16 protein-coding genes and 1 other RNA gene are annotated in these 18,664 nt (G+C 56.2%); all 17 read right to left on the bottom strand.

Translation table 11 applies throughout. The annotated features are described in order from the left end of the window. Positions 1-18: 18 nt before the first annotated feature. Positions 19-1,206, bottom strand: coding sequence for a cell division protein FtsZ (gene ftsZ, locus QN378_RS20780; RefSeq protein ID WP_322205336.1), 1,188 nt, complete (start codon positions 1,204-1,206; stop codon positions 19-21). A gap of 66 nt (positions 1,207-1,272) precedes the next feature. Next, a complete protein-coding gene (gene ftsA / locus QN378_RS20775) occupies positions 1,273-2,535 on the bottom strand; it encodes a cell division protein FtsA (RefSeq protein ID WP_322205337.1) in 1,263 nt (420 codons plus the stop codon). A gap of 14 nt (positions 2,536-2,549) precedes the next feature. Next, positions 2,550-3,416 (bottom strand): cell division protein FtsQ/DivIB, encoded by an 867-nt coding sequence (locus tag QN378_RS20770; RefSeq protein WP_322205338.1) that lies wholly within the window; start codon positions 3,414-3,416, stop codon positions 2,550-2,552. A 4-nt stretch (positions 3,417-3,420) separates the two neighbouring features. Continuing rightward, positions 3,421-4,374, bottom strand: coding sequence for a D-alanine--D-alanine ligase (locus QN378_RS20765; RefSeq protein ID WP_322206928.1), 954 nt, complete (start codon positions 4,372-4,374; stop codon positions 3,421-3,423). Between the two features lie 5 nt (positions 4,375-4,379). Then, positions 4,380-5,840, bottom strand: coding sequence for a UDP-N-acetylmuramate--L-alanine ligase (gene murC / locus QN378_RS20760; RefSeq protein ID WP_322205339.1), 1,461 nt, complete (start codon positions 5,838-5,840; stop codon positions 4,380-4,382). Further along, complete coding sequence (gene murG / locus QN378_RS20755; protein WP_322205340.1) at positions 5,833-6,903, bottom strand: undecaprenyldiphospho-muramoylpentapeptide beta-N-acetylglucosaminyltransferase; 1,071 nt, start codon at positions 6,901-6,903, stop codon at positions 5,833-5,835. The genes murC and murG overlap by 8 nt, the downstream gene beginning before the upstream one ends. Next, complete coding sequence (ftsW, locus tag QN378_RS20750; protein ID WP_322206929.1) at positions 6,893-8,104, bottom strand: putative lipid II flippase FtsW; 1,212 nt, start codon at positions 8,102-8,104, stop codon at positions 6,893-6,895. The genes murG and ftsW overlap by 11 nt, the downstream gene beginning before the upstream one ends. After that, positions 8,104-9,450: a UDP-N-acetylmuramoyl-L-alanine--D-glutamate ligase gene (murD, locus tag QN378_RS20745; protein ID WP_322205341.1), complete on the bottom strand. Its 1,347-nt coding sequence runs from the start codon at positions 9,448-9,450 to the stop codon at positions 8,104-8,106. Before murD ends, ftsW begins: the two co-directional genes overlap by 1 nt. A gap of 5 nt (positions 9,451-9,455) precedes the next feature. After that, positions 9,456-10,538, bottom strand: a complete 1,083-nt coding sequence (gene mraY, locus QN378_RS20740; RefSeq protein ID WP_322205342.1) for a phospho-N-acetylmuramoyl-pentapeptide-transferase — start codon at positions 10,536-10,538, stop codon at positions 9,456-9,458. After that, positions 10,538-11,905 carry a UDP-N-acetylmuramoyl-tripeptide--D-alanyl-D-alanine ligase gene (locus QN378_RS20735; protein ID WP_322205343.1) on the bottom strand — a complete coding sequence of 456 codons (1,368 nt, stop codon included), beginning with the start codon at positions 11,903-11,905 and terminating at the stop codon, positions 10,538-10,540. Before QN378_RS20735 ends, mraY begins: the two co-directional genes overlap by 1 nt. Continuing rightward, positions 11,898-13,361 carry a UDP-N-acetylmuramoyl-L-alanyl-D-glutamate--2,6-diaminopimelate ligase gene (locus QN378_RS20730; RefSeq protein WP_322205344.1) on the bottom strand — a complete coding sequence of 488 codons (1,464 nt, stop codon included), beginning with the start codon at positions 13,359-13,361 and terminating at the stop codon, positions 11,898-11,900. The genes QN378_RS20735 and QN378_RS20730 overlap by 8 nt, the downstream gene beginning before the upstream one ends. Beyond that, entirely contained in the window at positions 13,361-15,100 is a 1,740-nt protein-coding gene (locus QN378_RS20725; protein ID WP_407074088.1) for a peptidoglycan D,D-transpeptidase FtsI family protein, read from the bottom strand. Before QN378_RS20725 ends, QN378_RS20730 begins: the two co-directional genes overlap by 1 nt. Further along, positions 15,097-15,390 (bottom strand): cell division protein FtsL, encoded by a 294-nt coding sequence (gene ftsL / locus QN378_RS20720; protein ID WP_322205345.1) that lies wholly within the window; start codon positions 15,388-15,390, stop codon positions 15,097-15,099. Before ftsL ends, QN378_RS20725 begins: the two co-directional genes overlap by 4 nt. Then, positions 15,387-16,328, bottom strand: a complete 942-nt coding sequence (gene rsmH / locus QN378_RS20715) for a 16S rRNA (cytosine(1402)-N(4))-methyltransferase RsmH (RefSeq protein ID WP_322206931.1) — start codon at positions 16,326-16,328, stop codon at positions 15,387-15,389. Before rsmH ends, ftsL begins: the two co-directional genes overlap by 4 nt. Before the next feature lie 2 nt (positions 16,329-16,330). Beyond that, on the bottom strand, positions 16,331-16,786 hold the full coding sequence (gene mraZ / locus QN378_RS20710) for a division/cell wall cluster transcriptional repressor MraZ (RefSeq protein WP_322205346.1): 456 nt from the start codon (positions 16,784-16,786) through the stop codon (positions 16,331-16,333). A gap of 306 nt (positions 16,787-17,092) precedes the next feature. After that, positions 17,093-17,451, bottom strand: an RNA gene (gene rnpB, locus QN378_RS20705) — RNase P RNA component class A. A gap of 86 nt (positions 17,452-17,537) precedes the next feature. Next, positions 17,538-18,410: a 16S rRNA (cytidine(1402)-2'-O)-methyltransferase gene (gene rsmI / locus QN378_RS20700; RefSeq protein WP_323550977.1), complete on the bottom strand. Its 873-nt coding sequence runs from the start codon at positions 18,408-18,410 to the stop codon at positions 17,538-17,540. Positions 18,411-18,664 lie beyond the last annotated feature (254 nt).

The following is an 18,664-nucleotide window of genomic DNA, read 5'->3' as shown; positions in this document are numbered from 1 at the left end:
TACCCCTGATACATTTCATTAATCGGCCTGGCGACGCAGGAAAGCCGGGATGTCCAGGTAATCCAAATCATCGTGAGAGCTCGTCCTGGCGGACGCTTGGGCACCGGCATGCGCCTGATTGCGCATCACGGTAGGGCGGTCCAGATCGCGGTAGTTCACGGACGGCATTTCCTGACGAGCAGAAGGTTGTGCCGAAGCGTGCTGCGAAGGCTGAAGGGTGTTGTCGATGACCTTCACAGGCTTCTCGATTTTTGCACCCAGACCTGTAGCGACCACAGTCACGTGCAACTCGTCACGCATGTCCGGATCGATAACCGTACCGACCTTGACCATGGCGTGCTCGGAAGCGAACGCTTCGATGATGCTACCGACGTCCGAATACTCACCCAGAGACAGGTCAGGACCGGCAGTAATGTTCACCAGGATACCGCGAGCGCCTTGCAGGTTAACGTCTTCAAGCAGCGGGTTGCGGATCGCGGCTTCAGTCGCTTCACGTGCACGGTTAGGACCGCTGGCGCAGCCAGTGCCCATCATCGCCATACCCATTTCGCTCATTACAGTGCGCACGTCGGCAAAGTCGACGTTGATCATGCCCGGACGCTTGATGATGTCGGAGATACCGCGAACGGCACCGGCCAGCACATCGTCTGCCTTGGCGAAGGCCGACAGCAAGCTGGCGTCTTTACCGAGGATGGTCAGCAGCTTCTCGTTAGGAATAGTGATCAACGAGTCCACGCTTTCCGACAACAGACGAATGCCTTCATCAGCGATCTGCATACGCTTGCGGCCTTCGAATGGGAACGGACGCGTTACAACAGCAACGGTCAGAATGCCCATTTCCTTGGCCACTTCGGCGATGATTGGTGCCGCACCGGTACCGGTACCGCCACCCATGCCGGTTGTGATGAACACCATGTTCGTGCCTTGCAGCACTTCAGCAATACGCTCACGGTCTTCAAGTGCAGCCTGACGACCTACTTCAGGATTGGCACCCGCACCCAAGCCTTTGGTCACACCAGTGCCCAATTGCAGGATGGTCCGTGCGCCGATGCTTTTCAGCGCTTGCGCGTCAGTGTTGGCGCAGATGAATTCCACACCTTCGATGTTGCTCTTAACCATATGGTTAACAGCATTACCACCACCGCCACCAACACCGATAACTTTGATTACCGGGCTTTGCGGGACATTGTCTACGAGTTCGAACATTTTCCCTCTCCTTTCATTTTCTCTAGTTTTTTTGCCTACTGCCGCCTACCACTACCGCTTTGAATCTTAGAAATTGCCCTGCACCCAGCGCTTTAGGCGCTCAAGCACAGGAGCTTTAGGTTCATCGCTGCTATAGCCGCTGTTACTGCTACTGATGCCGGACAATGAGATGCCGTCGGATTGCTTTTGCAGTCCGTACAGCAATAGCCCTACACCTGTGGAATAGATCGGGTTGCGCACGACATCGGCGAGCCCTTTGACGCTATGCGGCACGCCGAGGCGTACCGGCATGTGGAAGATTTCTTCAGCCAACTCAATGGCGCCTTCCATTTTTGAAGTACCACCAGTCAGCACAATGCCGGCTGGGATCAAATCTTCGTAACCACTGCGACGCAGCTCAGCCTGAATCAAGGTGAAGAGCTCGTCGTAACGTGGCTCGACCACTTCGGCCAACGCCTGACGCGACAACTCGCGCGGTGGACGATCGCCAACGCTTGGGACTTTGATGGTTTCACCGGCGCCGGCCAGCTTGGCCAAGGCGCAGGCATAGCGAATTTTGATTTCTTCGGCGTACTGAGTTGGTGTGCGCAAAGCCATGGCGATGTCGTTGGTAACCTGATCGCCCGCTATCGGGATAACTGCGGTGTGACGAATCGCTCCTTCGGTGAAGATCGCGATGTCGGTGGTGCCACCACCGATATCAACAAGACAAACACCTAGTTCTTTCTCGTCATCGGTCAGGACCGAATAAGCAGACGCCAACTGTTCAAGGATGATGTCGTCGATTTCCAGACCGCAACGGCGCACACACTTCTCAATGTTTTGCGCAGCGTTTACGGCGCACGTCACCACGTGGACCTTGGCTTCCAAACGCACGCCCGACATACCCAAAGGCTCACGCACGCCTTCTTGGTTATCGATGACGTAGTCCTGCGGCAGGGTGTGAAGCACCCGCTGATCGGCCGGAATAGCAACGGCCTGCGCAGCATCCAGCACACGTTCAAGGTCGGCCATGCTGACTTCGCGATCACGAATAGCAACGATGCCGTGGGAATTCAGGCTGCGGATGTGGTTGCCCGCCACCCCGACAAAAGCCGAGTGAATTCGGCAGCCCGCCATCAGTTGGGCTTCTTCAATCGCGCGCTGGATCGACTGCACGGTGGACTCGATATTCACCACCACGCCCTTCTTCAGGCCGCGGGAAGGGTGCGTGCCGATGCCGACGATTTCAAGGGTCCCATCGGCCCCGACCTCGCCCACCAGCGCTACCACTTTGGAGGTGCCGATATCCAAACCGACGATCATTTTCCCGCTTTGCACGTTTGCCATTGTCCTGCCTCTTATCAATTCTTCGCGACGGCGGGTTTGTCCGTCGAAGGCGCTGCCTGCTCCCGCCATCCAACGGCCAGGCCGTTGGAATAACGCAGGTCGATGCGCGCGATATTCGTGATCTGTTCTTTGAGCGTTTTTTCGTAAATCGCGATGAAGCGGCGCATTTTTTCCACCAGATGGTCGCGGCCCAACAACAATTCGATACCTGGGCCTGAACTGCCCGCTCCGGTGGTCAAAAACCAGCTACCACGTTCGCGTAACTCCAGGCGCACGATGGAGAAGCCCAAAGGCCGCAACATCTGACTTAACACCTGATACTGCTGCATGACTTGTTGCTGGGCACGCTTGGGGCCAAACAACTGCGGTAAATGCTCATAATTGGCCAGCTCGCGCGGCGCAAATGCCTGACCTTGGTTATTCAGCAACGCCTGATCACCCCAGCGCGCTACGGGCAGCTGTTCTTCCAGACGAATCACGACTTGATCCGGCCAGACGCGGCGAACTTCGGCGTGAGCAATCCACGGCATCTGTTCTAACTCGGTCCGCATTCCCGTCAGGTCAATGGTGAAAAAGCTCGCAGCCACAAACGGCGCAATACGTTGCTGCACGGCTTGTTGACTGATGTAGCTCAGATCACCCTGGACGTTAATCTTGGTGATCGGCCGGTCGGCATACGGCAGCAGACGTGTGGCGGCTTCGTAAGTACCAAAACCAAGAACGACCAACATGACCGGCCAGAACAACTGTTTAAAAAACCCAAAGTTGGCTTTAGGCAGGCGCGCCGACAGCGGCTCTTTAGCCACCATTCGACTTGCACCACGCGGCACCGGCTTGCGGCCGGGAACGGGTTGCTGATGACGTAGCATCGCGCCTTGCATGGGATTAACCTCGCGCCTCGAGACTGTCGGCCAAAATCGCCAAAACCAACTGCGTGAAATCCAGACCAGCAGCACGCGCGGCCATTGGAACCAAGCTGTGATCGGTCATACCTGGAACCGTGTTCACTTCCAGCAGCCAAAATTTGCCACTAGCGTCTTGCATAACATCCGCACGCGCCCAGCCCGCGATACCAACAGCTTCGCAAGCACGCGCAGTCAACTCTTTGAGCTCATGTTCTTTAGCATCGTCAAGCCCGCAAGGAATTCGATACTGGGTATCGGAAGCCACGTACTTGGCGTCGTAGTCATAAAAGGTGTGAGGAGTGCCGAGACCGATGGGCGGTAATATCTGGTCACGCAGGGTGGCGATGGTGAACTCCGGACCTTGAATCCATTGTTCGACCAACACTTGCGAATCATAGGTACTGGCAGCTTTCCATGCGGCGATTAATTCGTCGACGCTGGTCACCTTGGCCATACCGATACTGGAACCTTCATGGGCCGGTTTGACGATCAAAGGGAAGCCCAGTTCCCCGGCCGCAGAAATACAATCGACCTCAGAGCTCAATACCGCATGGCGAGGGGTGGGTAGGCCCAGACTTTGCCAAACTTGTTTAGTGCGCAATTTGTCCATGGCCAGTGCCGATGCCAATACCCCGCTACCGGTGTAAGGAATTTCCAGGCACTCAAGCAGGCCCTGCATGCTGCCATCTTCGCCGCCACGCCCGTGTAGAACGATAAAGGCACGGTCAATTTTTTCGTTGACCAGATGCTGCAAAAAATCGTCGCCTACGTCGATGCCAAATGCGTTTACACCGGCGGCTTGCAACGCCTCAAGCACCGCTTGACCGGATTTCAGAGACACTTCCCGCTCAGCGCTTTTACCGCCAAACAACACAGCGACACGACCGAACACTGTCGGGTCTAAGGTGCAGACCAGTGAGGCATTAATGGTCATTGTTGTCATTTCAATTTCCCCTCAGTAGGGGCAACGATTGCGCCTGCGAACAACGGGCTTTTCAGCAGTTGTGGCGCAAGACCACCAATGTCACCGGCGCCTTGGCAAAGCAGGATATCGCCAGCGCGCAGCAGCGGTTTGACCAGTGGTGCCAGTTCGACGCCGCGCTCAATGTAGATCGGGTCCAACAAGCCGCGTTGACGGATGCTGTGTGCCAAGTGACGGCTGTCCGCACCAGGGATTGCCTCTTCTCCGGCCGGATAGACTTCCATCAACAACAGCACATTGGCTTCGGTTAGTACCTGCACAAAATCGTCGTAAAGATCACGGGTACGGCTGAACCGATGTGGCTGGTAGACCATCACCAGCCGACGATTCGGCCAACCACCACGCACAGCTTCAATCACCGCTGCCACTTCACGCGGGTGATGACCGTAATCATCAACCAGCATCACGTTTCCGCCTTCAACCGGCAGCTCACCGTAAATCTGAAAACGCCGGCCGACACCTTGAAAACCAGACAAACCCTGAACAATAGCTTCGTCAGAAACGCCTTCATCGGTAGAGATTGCGATGGTCGCCAGAGAATTGAGAACGTTGTGATTGCCCGGCATATTCACCGAAACATCCAGCGGCTGGTGATCTCGGCGCAGCACGGTAAAGAAGGTCTGCATGCCGTTCTGACGCACATTGATTGCCCGTACGTCAGCTTCTTCGCTGAAGCCATAGGTCATGGTCGGACGCTTGATCAGCGGCAGAATTTCCCGCACGACAGGGTCATCGATGCAAACTACCGCCAAGCCGTAAAAAGGCAGGTTATGCAGAAACTCGACAAAGGTTTTCTTCAATTTATTGAAGTCGCCTTCGTAGGTTTCCATGTGGTCAGCGTCGATATTGGTGACCACGGCCACCAACGGCTGCAGGTGTAAGAAGCTGGCATCGCTTTCATCAGCTTCGGCGATCAGGTAACGACTTGTGCCCAGTTGCGCGTTAGTACCCGCGGCGTTCAAGCGACCACCAATCACGAACGTAGGGTCCAGACCACCGGCAGCGAAAACCGAGGCGATCAAACTGGTGGTGGTGGTTTTGCCATGGGTACCGGCTACGGCAATGCCGTGACGATAGCGCATCAATTCGGCGAGCATTTCCGCGCGCGGCACTACTGGAATACGCCGTTCAATGGCACTGGCGACTTCTGGGTTAGACGTATTCACTGCGCTTGAAACTACCAGTACATCTGCGCTCGCGGTGTTCTTGGCGTGATGGCCGATAAAGATATGCGCACCGAACGATTCGAGGCGCTCTGTCACCGGGGAAGCTTTCAGGTCAGAGCCAGACACTTCATAACCCAGGTTCAGCAGCACTTCGGCAATCCCGCACATGCCAACACCGCCAATACCAACGAAGTGGATACGACGGATGCGGCGCATTTCCGGTTGCGGCATCGCGCGTTTATTTTCAACCATGAGCCACCTCCAGACACACATCTACCACGGTGCGGGTTGCATCAGGTTTGGCCAGGCGGCGAGCAGTGCGAGCCATGCTGTTCAGTTGTTCGGGTTGCATCAAAACCTCTTTCAGACGTGCGGCCATTTCGGCTACGCCAGTTGTCGCTTGAGGCATGACGAAGGCAGCGCCTTCGCGGGCCAAATACTCAGCGTTACGCGACTGGTGATCATCGATTGCGTGGGGCAATGGCACCAACAGCGAAGGCAGACCAGCTGCTGCCAGCTCACTTACCGTCAGCGCGCCTGCACGACAGACCACCAGATCGGCCCAGCCATAAGCTTGAGCCATGTCTTTAATGAAAGGCGCCACTTGCGCGTCGACGCCAGCAGTGCGATAGCGCTCTAAGGTAATTTGGTCGTGATTCTTACCTGCCTGATGAAATACTTCAGGGCGCAATTGAACCGGTAACAACGCCAACGCTTCGGGCAGCAACTTGTTAAGCGGTTCAGCACCGAGACTGCCCCCGAGGATCAGCAGGCGGGCTTTACGTCCAGCCAATACTTGACGTGGAGTTTCCAGAAACAATTCGCTACGCACCGGGTTGCCGGTCGTGCGGCGTTTGGCAGAGGTGGAAAAGGTATTTGGAAACGCTTCGCATACACGGCTGGCGAACGGAGCCAAACTGCGGTTAGCGGTACCCGCAATTGCGTTTTGCTCATGAATAATCAAAGGAATGCCGGCCAGTTTTGCCGCCAGTCCACCAGGGCCGGTGACGTATCCTCCCAGACCCAGCACGCACACCGGTTGCAGCTGACGAACGATTTTGCGCGCCTGCATCAGCGCCTTGAGCAACACAAACGGCGCCTTGAACAGAGCCAGCAAGCCTTTACCGCGCAAACCGGTCATGTTGATTAGATGCAACGGCAAGCCTGCCTGGGGCACCAACTCATTCTCGATGCCACGTGGCGTGCCCAACCAATGAACGCTGTAACCACGAGCTTTAAACTCTTGCGCGCAGGCCAACGCCGGGAACACATGCCCACCGGTACCGCCCGCCATGATCAGCACGTTAGCGCCCATTATTCGACTCCTCAGCGAAGTCGCTTTCATTAAATTCCGTTTCTTCACTTCCGGTATTGGTCCGCGACTCCCACTCGATACGCAGCAACAAACCAAGACTCGCGCAACAAATCACCAACGAACTGCCGCCGTAGCTGAGGAACGGCAAGGTCAGGCCTTTGGTCGGCAGCAGCCCGACATTCACCCCGATATTGATCAGAAACTGACCTATCCAGAGGAACGCCAATCCATAGGCGACATAAGCGCCGAAGTATTGCTTAGCCCTTTCGGCCCACAAGCCGATGTACATCGCCCGGATACTGACGAACACGAACAGCGCCACGGTGAGCAACGAACCCACCACGCCCAACTCTTCAGCGAGCACGGCGAACACAAAGTCAGTGTGCGCTTCAGGCAGGTAGAACTGTTTTTGGACGCTATTGCCCAGACCTACCCCAAACCATTCGCCGCGACCAAATGCAATCAGGGCTTGGGTCAACTGATAGCCAGCCCCAAACTGATCGGACCATGGGTCGGTGAAGGTAATCAAACGCGCCATACGGTAAGGCTGCGCTTGAACCAACACGAACACCGCACCCACCGCCAAGACCACCATCAAGGTGAATCGGAACAAACCAACGCCGCCCAAAAACAGCATGGCGGCCGCAGCACCCATCATCACCACGGTGGCGCCGAAGTCCGGTTCCATCAACAGCAAGCCAGCCATGGGCAACAAAACAATGAACGGTTTAAAGAAGCCCATCCAGCTTTCGCGGACTTCTTGCTGTTGGCGAACCAGATACCCGCCAAGGAAGATGACGACAAAAACTTTGGCGATCTCGGAGGGCTGAACGTTGAACATCCCGAAACCGATCCAACGCATTGAACCGTTGACCTCGCGGCCCAACCCCGGCACCAACACGATCACCAGCAAACCGAACGCGCCAATCAGCATCAGCCAGCCCAGCCGTTGCCAGGTTGATACCGGAATCATCATCGTCGCAGCGCAGACACCCAAGCCGATGACCAGATAGATAAGGTGGCGAATCATCATGTACAGCGGATTACCGGATTGTACTGCGGCTACTTCCGACGATGCTGAGGTAATCATGACCAAACCGAGTCCCAACAGCGCCAGGCAACCCGCGAGCATCGGAAAATCGACATCGATGCCACGGCCACTGATCAGCGGGGATGGGTAAGGCCGAATTATGCCGAGAATCATGACAACGCCTCCACCGAGCGAGCGAAAAGGCGGCCACGTTCTTCGTAGTTCTTGAACATATCCAGGCTTGCACAGGCTGGCGACAGCAATACAGCGTCCCCGTCTTGAGCGATTTCGGCGGCACGCAGCACGGCTTCTTCCAATGTATTGACGCGTATTAAAGCAACCGCTTCACCCAGCGCTTGCGCCAGGATTTCTGCATCGCGACCTAGTAGCACGACGGCGCGACAATGGGCCGTTACCGGCTCGCGCAGGGCTGAGAAATCAGCACCTTTGCCGTCGCCCCCGGCGATCAACACCAGTTTCCCGGTGATATCTGCACCCAGACCTTCGATAGCGGCCAGCGAAGCACCGACGTTGGTGGCTTTGGAATCATCGTAATAGCTGACACCATCACGCTCGCGCAGCCATTGGCAACGGTGCGTCAGTCCGGTGAATGCGCGCAGGCTGTTCAACATGGCGTCGAATGGCAAACCGACCGCGTGACCCAAGGCCAACGCTGCCAGCGCATTGGACTGGTTGTGGGCGCCGCGCACCTTCAGCTCGCGAACCGGCATCAAGGTGTCGAATTGGAAGGCGAGGAATTTTTCGCCGTTCTCTTCTCGCAAACCGAAGCCGTGGAAATCAGGAGTGTTCAAACCGAAGGTCCAGCAAGGCAGGCCCTCGCCGATCAGCGGCCGCGACAATGCGTCCTGCCGATTGACCACCACTTGCCGCGCGCCCCGGAAAATCCGATGCTTGGCCAAGTGATACGCTGGCAAACCACTGTAGCGGTCCATATGGTCTTCGCTGACGTTAAGCACGGTGGCCACTTCAGCACCGAGTTGATCGGTGGTTTCAAGCTGGAAGCTGGAGAGTTCAAGCACGTAAAGCTCGACAGAGTCGTCGAGCAGGTCCAGCGCCGGAGTACCCAAGTTGCCGCCGACCGCGACGCGCTTGCCTGCCGACGCCGCCATGTCGCCGACCATGGTTGTCACGGTGCTCTTCGCGTTCGAGCCACTAATTGCGATGATGGGCGCCTTCGCATTGCGGGCAAACAACTCAATGTCACCCGACAACTTCACGCCACGGGCCGCCGCTTGTTGCAACGCCGGAGTGGCCAGAGCCAGACCAGGACTCACGTACAGCTCGTCGGCGCGGCACAGAAACTCCACATCCAGTTCGCCACAACGCACTTCCACCTGCGGGTATTGCTCACGCAATGTCCCCAGTTCAGGTGGATTTTCCCGCGTATCCGCCACGGCAAACGACACGCCCCGGTTCGCCAGAAAGCGAACCAGAGACATGCCGCTCTTGCCGAGGCCGACAACGATGCGGAAGTGGTCAGAAGCGATCAGAGACACTCGTTCTACCTCAGCTTCAGGGTGGCAAGGCCGATCAGCACCAAAATCACGGTAATAATCCAGAAGCGGACAATTACACGCGGCTCGGGCCAGCCTTTGAGTTCAAAGTGGTGGTGGATCGGCGCCATGCGAAACACGCGACGACCGGTCAACTTGAAAGACGCAACCTGGATTACAACGGACAGGGTCTCCATCACGAACACACCGCCCATGATGAACAAGACGATTTCCTGACGAACGATAACGGCGATGGTGCCCAGTGCCGCGCCAAGGGCCAAGGCACCGACGTCGCCCATGAAGACTTGTGCCGGGTAAGTGTTAAACCAGAGGAAGCCTAATCCCGCGCCAATCAATGCGCCGCAAAACACGATCAGTTCACCAGCACCGGGGACGTAAGGAATGAGTAGGTATTCAGCAAATTTCACGTTACCCGACAGGTAGCAGAAGATACCCAACGCGCCGCCAACCATTACTGTTGGCAAAATCGCCAGGCCGTCGAGGCCGTCTGTCAAGTTGACCGCATTGCTTGAGCCGACGATCACGAAGTAGGTCAACACCATGAAGCCTAAGCCAAGCGGAATGCTGACATCCTTGAGCATCGGCACTATCAGTGTGGTTTCCACAGCGGAAGGCGCCGTGGAGTAAAGGAAGATCGCCGCACCAAGACCGAACACCGATTGCCAGAAGTATTTCCAACGACTTGGCAACCCTTTTGAATTTTTTTCAATAACTTTGCGGTAATCATCGACCCAGCCGATGCCACCAAACAGCAAGGTAACGATCAGCACCACCCAGACGTAGCGATTGCTTAGGTCGGCCCACAACAACGTGCTAACGGCGATAGCAGACAGAATCAGCGCGCCACCCATGGTTGGCGTGCCCGATTTGGCCAAATGTGATTGCGGACCGTCATTTCGAACCGATTGCCCGATCTGACGGTTCTGCAAGGTCCGAATCATCCATGGGCCCAGGAACAGCGAGAGCGACAATGCGGTAAGCACGCCGAGAATCCCGCGCAGAGTCAGGTATTGGAAGACCGCGAAGCCTTTGTAGAATTGTTGTAAATACTCCGCCAACAACAGCAGCATCAATGTTTCTCCTGGCTAGAACCACACAAAGCGGCGACGATGTTTTCCATCGCCGCGCTGCGCGAACCTTTAATCAAAATAGTGGTGTTAGTGTCCTGCTCCGCGCCAAGCGCTGCGATCAGGTCTTGCTGACTGGCGAAGTGATAGCCGTGCTCGCCGAACGCTTTTACCGCGTAAGCCATCATCGGCCCTACTGCGTAGAGCGCCGAGACTTTGCCAGCGGCGTACGTGCCTACATCGCGATGGCCCTGCTCGGCCCACTCGCCCAGCTCGCCAATATCTCCGAGCACCAAGACGGTGCGCCCAGAAAAGCCGGCGAGTATATCAACGGCCGCGCACATCGCGGTGGGGTTAGCGTTGTACGTGTCATCAATCAGACGAATGCCGTTAGTAGCCAACTGCGCCACCGCTCGGCCCTTGACCGGTTGAACCGCATTTAAACCTGCGACGATCCCGCCCAGTGACACACCCATTGCATGCGCCGCAGCCGCAGCTGCCAAGGCATTAGCGATGTTATAGGCGCCTAGCAGATTGAGCTGAATCGACGCCGATCCGCAGGGACCATGCAACGTAAAGCTAGGGCAGCCGCGAGCATCGCGGGTCAGGTCTCTGGCGTAAAAATCTGCTGAATCATCATTCAAGGCAAAGCTCAAAACAGGGCGGCCATTGGCGCGGGCATGCCAGGTAGCAAACGCCTTATCATCTCGATTGAGGACGGCTGTACCGCTAGCACTAAGGCCCTCGAGGATTTCACCCTTGGCCTGGACGATCTTCTCCGGGCCGCCGAACTCACCCACGTGGGCGGTTCCTGCGTTAGTGATGACCGCAACGTGCGGCTTTGCCAGACCGACGGTGTAGGTGATTTCACCCCGTCGAGAAGCGCCTAACTCAATGACGGCCGCCGTATGTTCCTGCGCCAGCTCAAGCAGAGTTAATGGAACCCCTAACTCGTTGTTCAAATTGCCTCGGGTTGCCAAGACCGACCCACGCGTACGCAGGATGCTAGCAAGCATTTCCTTGGTGGTGGTTTTACCGCTGGAACCGGTGATCGCCGCGACAGGCCTATCAAACCGGTTACGATTCAAGGCACCAAGCTGAGCCAACGCCAGACGCGTATCCGCAACTACCAACTGCGACAATTCAGAACCCGAGACTTCACGCTCGACCAACGCACCAGCGGCACCTTTGCTCGCGACGTCATTCAGATAGTCATGCCCATCAAAGTTCGGACCGCAAAGCGCGATAAACAGCTGCCCCGGAGCAATATGGCGGCTATCAATACTTACCCCGGCAAAGGCGCAATCAGCGCCAACCTGACGGCCATTGAGTGGAGCAACCAGCTCACTGAAAGTCAGAGGCTTAAGCATGTGCCACCTCCCATGCCGCCAGGGCTTTGGTGGCTTCTTCGAGATCAGAAAATGGCTGACGTTGGCCGTCGATTTCCTGATAGTCCTCATGGCCCTTGCCCGCCAACACGATCACATCAGCGGCTTGCGCGCTGGCAATCAACTGCGCCACCGCCTGACCGCGACCGGCGACAAAGTTCACTTTGTCGGCAGCGACGAAGCCTTTACGAATGTCGTCGAAAATCTGAGTCGGTGCTTCTGTGCGTGGATTGTCATCTGTAACCAACACTGTGTCCGCAAGCCGCTCAACCACTTCCGCCATCAAGGGGCGCTTGCCACGATCACGGTCTCCGCCGCAACCGAACAGGCACATCAAACGGCCTTTCGCGTGCGGGCGTAGCGCTTCGAGGACTTTTTCCAATGCGTCGGGGGTATGTGCGTAATCAACTACTACCAAAGGCTGCCGACCACCGCCCAAACGCTGCATGCGACCGACAGGACCTTCAAGCGTCGGCAGCACGTTCATAATTTCATCCAGCGGGTAATCCAGCCCCATCAACGCGCCGATGGCAGCCAGCACGTTGCTAAGGTTAAAACGGCCCAACAAAGTACTGCGCAGATGATGCTCGCCTTGTGCAGTAACCAATGTGGCGCGCACGCCATCGTCGTCAAAATGCGCATCGCTGCAGTAAAGCGAAGCGCTGCTGTCTTTAACGCTATAGGTGATCAGGCGGGACTCGTGTCTGTTCGCGGCCAACTGGCAACCGAAATCATCATCAACATTGATTACCCGACAACGCAGATGGGGCCAAGCAAATAACTTGGCCTTTGCGGCAGCATAGGCCTCCATTGTGCCGTGATAATCCAGATGGTCGCGAGACAGGTTAGTCAGCACCGCAACGTCAAATGCCAACGCGCTCGCTCGGCCTTGATCCAGACCGTGGGATGACACTTCCATTGCGACAGCGCGGGCACCGGCTTTTCTGAGGTCGGCCAAGGTGGCCTGTACTGCAATCGGGTCGGGCGTCGTCAAGCGCCCGCTTTGCAGGGCACCGTAAAAACCCGTCCCCAATGTGCCAACGATCCCGCAATGCTGACCAAGCTGATCAAGCGCTTGCGCGACCAATTGGGTGACACTGGTTTTGCCGTTGGTGCCGGTAACTCCGACCAAATTCAGGTTGCGGCTCGGGTCGCCATAAAAGCGCCCAGCGATGTCAGACAACTGTGCAGCCAGACCTTTTACAGGGATCAGCGGCACGTCGGTAATCGGCAGAACGGTTGCGCCGTCCACTTCATAGGCTACTGCCGCTGCACCCCGCTTGAGGGCATCTACAATGTGCACGCGACCGTCGATTTTTCCACCCTGAATCGCCAGGAACAGATCGCCTGGGCGTACTTTACGGCTGTCGAGGGTCAACTCGCGAATTAATAGATCGCGATCAGCATGGGCAAAAATCTTGTTCAGGCTAGAAGACATTAACCACGCCCTCCTTTAACAGCGGGCACAGCATTCACTTGCTCCTGCGTTGGCGTCGCCGCCAAATTATCCGGGGTGACGTTCATCAGCCGAAGCGTGCCCGACATGACCTTGCTGAACACTGGGGCCGACACCAGACCACCGTAGTAGCCCGCCTTGCCCGGTTCATCAATTACTACAACGATGGCGTAGCGAGGATTGCTCATCGGGCCAAAGCCAGCGAATAGCGAGCGATACGCGTTTTCTTCATAACCCTTGGTGCCCGACACTGTTTTACGCGCAGTGCCGCTCTTGCCTGCCACGTGATAGGACGGCACCCGAGCACGGTATACACCGCGAGGATCTTCGATCACTTGCTGCATCATGCCCTGTACGGTTTTCGCGGTTGCTTCCGGGATTGCTTGAACCGCGACCGGTGGCGTATCAGCTTTAAGGATGGTCAACGGCACAATGCGCCCGTTGTTCGCAATGGCGGCGTAAGCATGCACCAACTGCAACGCGGTGATCGACAGGCCGTAGCCGTACGACAGGGTTGCGGTCTCGGCTTTGCGCCATTCGCGGTAGTTTGGAAGATTGCCCACACGTTCGCCGGGAAAACCCAGGCCGGTGTATTGTCCCAAGCCGACTCGCTGCATGGCATGGAAAATTGCTTCACCCCCAATATCGAAGGCTACCTTGCTCATGCCTACGTTACTGGAGTTGATTAAGATACCGGTCAGATCGAGGATAGGCCCCTCGGTTCTTGTCACGTCGCGAATCGTGTATTTACCGATCTGCAGCGTTCCAGGGTAAACCTCAACTTTATCGGTCGGCTTCCACCGACCACTGTCTAGCGCAGCCGTCATGGAGATTGGCTTCATGGTAGAACCAGGCTCGAACACGTCAGTGATTGCGCGATTGCGCATGGCGGCCGGGATCATGGTGCGGCGGTTGTTCGGGTTATAGGTCGGCGAGTTGACCATCGCCAACACTTCGCCTGTTTTCACGTCCATGATCACCAGGCTTCCGGCCTTGGCGTCGTTTTCCTGGATGGCATTGCGCAGTTCGCGAGTCGCCAGGTATTGCAGGCGCAGGTCAATAGACAATGCCAAGGTCTTCCCGGCCTTGGCATTTTTGGTGACCTGAACATCTTTGATCAATCGACCGCGTCGGTCCTTAATCACTTGTCGCTTACCGGGCACACCCGCTAGCCAGTCGTCGTAAGCCAGCTCGACACCTTCGCGACCATGGTCGTCGAGGTCGGTGAAGCCCACCATGTGTGCGGTAACGTCACCGGCCGGATAAAACCGCCGAAATTCTTCGATGCCGTAAACGCCCGGCACTTTCAGATCAAGCACCACTTGACCCTGCTCAGGCGTAAGGCCGCGGACCAGGTAGATAAATTCTTTATCGGCCTGCGCCTCCAGGCGATCACTCAGCAACTTGACGTCTTGTCCCAAGGCGGCAGCCAGCGCTGGCCATTTGTCCTTGGCCGTCTGCAGTTCTTTCGGATTGGCCCACAGCGTTGTCACTGGCGTACTGACGGCTAAAGGCTCGCCGTTACGGTCAGTGATCAAGCCACGATGAGCGGGAATAGGAATGTGACGGACGCTGCGAGCGTCGCCTTGTTCCTTGAGAAACTTATGGTCGACCACTTGCAGGTCGATGATGCGCCAGCAAATGGCAGCCACCATAATGCCGAGCAGACCCACCACCACGCGAAAACGCCAGGGATACAGGGCGCCTTCGAGGTTCATCATGGGGCCACCATTCGAACTTCAGCAGCGCTTGGGATACGCATATGCAGTTGTTCGGTGGCCAGCGTTTCGATACGGCTGTGCGCTGTCCAGGTGCTTTGCTCAAGAATCAACCGGCCCCATTCGGCCTGAGCTTTGTCGCGCACACTCAGCTCACTGTAAAGCGAGTTCAATAACTGCCGGTTCCAATGGGCGCTGTATGCCACGCCAATCGCCGAAACCAGTACGGCAATGAACAACAGCAGCATAAAGAAACTGCCGGTAGGCAAAGGCTTAAGGACGAGCTGGCTCACTTAAGCTTCTCCGCTACACGCATCACAGCACTGCGCGATCGTGGATTGGCCTTGGTTTCAGCCTCGGAGGCGAATTGCGCTTTGCCGTGGATTTTGATTTTCGGGTCGAATGCCTGAAAACGGATCGGTAAATCGCGAGGCATTGTGTCGGTTTCGCCTTTTGCGAGCTTACGCATGAACAATTTGACGATGCGATCTTCCAACGAGTGGAAGCTGATGACAACCAAACGTCCGCCAACTTCAAGCGTTTCTAGGGCAGCTTCGAGCCCGGCTTCAAGATCGCCCAGTTCGTTATTGACATGTATGCGCAGGCCCTGAAAAGCGCGAGTCGCCGGATTTTTGCCTTTTTCCCATGCAGGATTAGCAACCTTCAACACCTCAGCAAGGTCGCCGGTGCGCTCAAAGCGTTGGGTTTCACGACGCAGAACCACGGCGTTCGCCATGCGCTTGGCGAAACGCTCCTCGCCATATTCCTTGAACACACGGGCAATTTCTTCCGCGGATGCCGTGGCGATGAACTCGGCAGCGCTGACGCCGCGACTAGGGTCCATGCGCATATCCAGAGGACCGTCGTTCATAAAGCTGAAGCCGCGTTCTGGATCGTCCAGTTGCGGCGATGAGACGCCAAGGTCGAGCAAAACTCCGTTGATCTTGCCCGCCAGACCGCGACTTTCAACTTCAGCGCCCAGCTCAGCAAAGCTGCGTTGCACAACGACAAAGCGGCCGTCTTCGGCCGCTAGCGCTTGCCCTGTGGCAATCGCTTGAGGATCTTTGTCAAATCCCAGCAAACGCCCGTCAGGGCCAAGATGCTGCAATATCAGGCGACTGTGGCCGCCGCGGCCGAATGTACCATCCAAATAGCAGCCATCGGTACGTACCGCGAGAGCCTCTACGGCTTCTTCGAGCAGTACGGTGATGTGGGTAAAGCCGCTAGTCATAGTCACAAGATCAAATCACGCAGTTCATCAGGCATAGCGCCAGGTTGTTGAATAGCCGCCAGGTCCGCTTCAGCAAGCGTGTTCCAGGCGTCCTCGTCCCACAGTTGAAACTTATTTAGCTGGCCAACCAACATCACGCGCTTATCCAACTTCGCGTAATCGCGCAGCCGCGGCGGAACCAGAAAACGGCCACTTCCATCCAGTTCCAGATCGACCGCATTCCCAATCAACAGCCGCTGCAGGCGACGGTTTTCTTCACGGAATGTCGGCAAGTCACGCAACTTGGCCTCAATCAGTTCCCATTCGGATAACGGGTACAGGCATAAGCAGGGGTCTACAGCGTCAATCGTTACAATTAACTGCCCGGCACTGCGCGAATCCAACTCGTCGCGGTACCGGCTCGGCATTGCGAGGCGACCCTTTGCGTCAAGATTGATTGCGTTGGCACCACGAAACACAGGCGCGATCTCCGAATATTAACTTTTTGAGCTGAAAAAACCCACTTCATGCCACTTTCCGCCACTTGCGCACACTATATAAATGCGCCCACCACACCGTCAAGGCACGGTCCTAAGGAATTCCCTTACAGAACGGAGATTTAGGAGAAGAAAGTCAGACTTCGGAGCATTTTTTTAATTGTTTTGATAGATAAACCCCGGAGAGCTCAGAGGCCTGAGTCTCGAAGTTAATGTGATTTATCAAGAGTAAGATTTTTTTGATATTACGAAAGGTTGATGCTGCGAAAAGCGGGGGTAGAAAATAAGGTGGAGAGTCGATCTGTAAGCCGGGTTCTGTCGTGAACAGTCATTCGTCTACGACGGCCATCACTGGACGTCTTTAGCAACCTACCCGGTTCCAGCGCGGGCCACGCCTTGGAACCCTATTTGGTCTTGCTCCGAGTGGGGTTTACCTTGACCACGACCTGTTGCCAGACGTGCGGTGCGCTCTTACCGCACCTTTTCACCCTTACCGGCACCGAAGTGCTTAGGCGGTTATTTTCTGTGGCACTTTCCGTAGGCTCACGCCTCCCAGGCATTACCTGGCACTCTGCCCTATGGAGCCCGGACTTTCCTCCCCCCTTTATTGCGGAACAATAAAAGGCAGCGACTGTCCAATCGACTCTCCGCCGACAAGGTTAGCGGCACGGACCGTCAAGAACAAGCTTTAATACATTCTGCGACCTCTAGCGGTTAGCGCCGACGCAGGAATTTATTCGCCTTTTTGCTTTTCCAGCGCTACCTGATAGAGCAAGTTTTTGCGAACGCCGGTAATTTCGGCGGCCAATGCAGCGGCTCTTTTGAGCGGCATCTCCTCCAGCAAGAGATCTAAAATACGCCGTGCGTCCGCACCGATAACGTCTTCATCTTCTGGCGCTGTCCAACCCGCAACCAACACCACGCACTCCCCGCGCTGCTGATTGCTGTCACCTTCGACAAACGCTCGCAGATCGGACAACGGCAGCCCCTTAAGGGTTTCAAAGGTTTTGGTCAGCTCTCGTGCCAGTAATGCGGGACGCTCTGGGCCGAACACAGATTCAAGATCTTGCAGGCACTCCAGGATTCGATGTGGCGCCTCATAAAAAATCAGCGTGCGGGGTTCACTCTTAAGCAACTCAAGTCGAGCCCTGCGGCCAACCGCTTTAGCGGGTAAAAAGCCTTCAAAGATAAAACGGTCGGAAGGCAGCCCGGCCGCCGACAACGCGGCGATCAACGCGCACGCTCCAGGAATCGGCACCACTCGGATGCCCGCTGCACGCGCTTGCCGCACCAAGTGATAACCGGGATCGGATATAAGGGGAGTGCCCGCATCGGAGATCAGCGCAACATCATCACCGGCTAATAGCCGTGTCAAAAAGCGACTGCCCTCCTCCCGCTCGTTGTGTTCATGACACGCCGCCAGTGGCGTAGGAATACCAAAATGCTGCATCAACCGTAACGAGTGACGAGTATCTTCGGCAGCAATTAGCGCCACGTCGCGCAACACCTTCAGCGCACGCACGCTCATGTCATCCAGGTTACCGATAGGCGTAGCAACAACATAAAGCGAGCCTGGAGCGGAATTCAAAGCACCTGGAGCAGTCAAAGCGCACACCTCTTGTGTTGAACAAAAAATGCATTGTACAGATTAAGGCCGTGGCGAACGGATCGCTGGCACAAGCGAACACTAAAACAGTTTGAGAGAACGTTTGATTTCCTTACCGCACAACGTGAATAAACAATAAAACACCGCTTCGCCTTTTATTTAGCTGCACCGCGACCAATATCACCGCTTTAACGCCATCAACATCGCGCCCCGGCCAGTGCTTGGGTACAATTCCAGCCTATTTGCTTGAGTAT

The organism is Pseudomonas sp. 10S5, from assembly GCF_035019745.1.
Taxonomy (GTDB): domain Bacteria; phylum Pseudomonadota; class Gammaproteobacteria; order Pseudomonadales; family Pseudomonadaceae; genus Aquipseudomonas.
The sequence above is the reverse complement of the archived record's forward strand: the minus strand, read 5'-3'. Positions and strand labels throughout refer to the sequence as shown.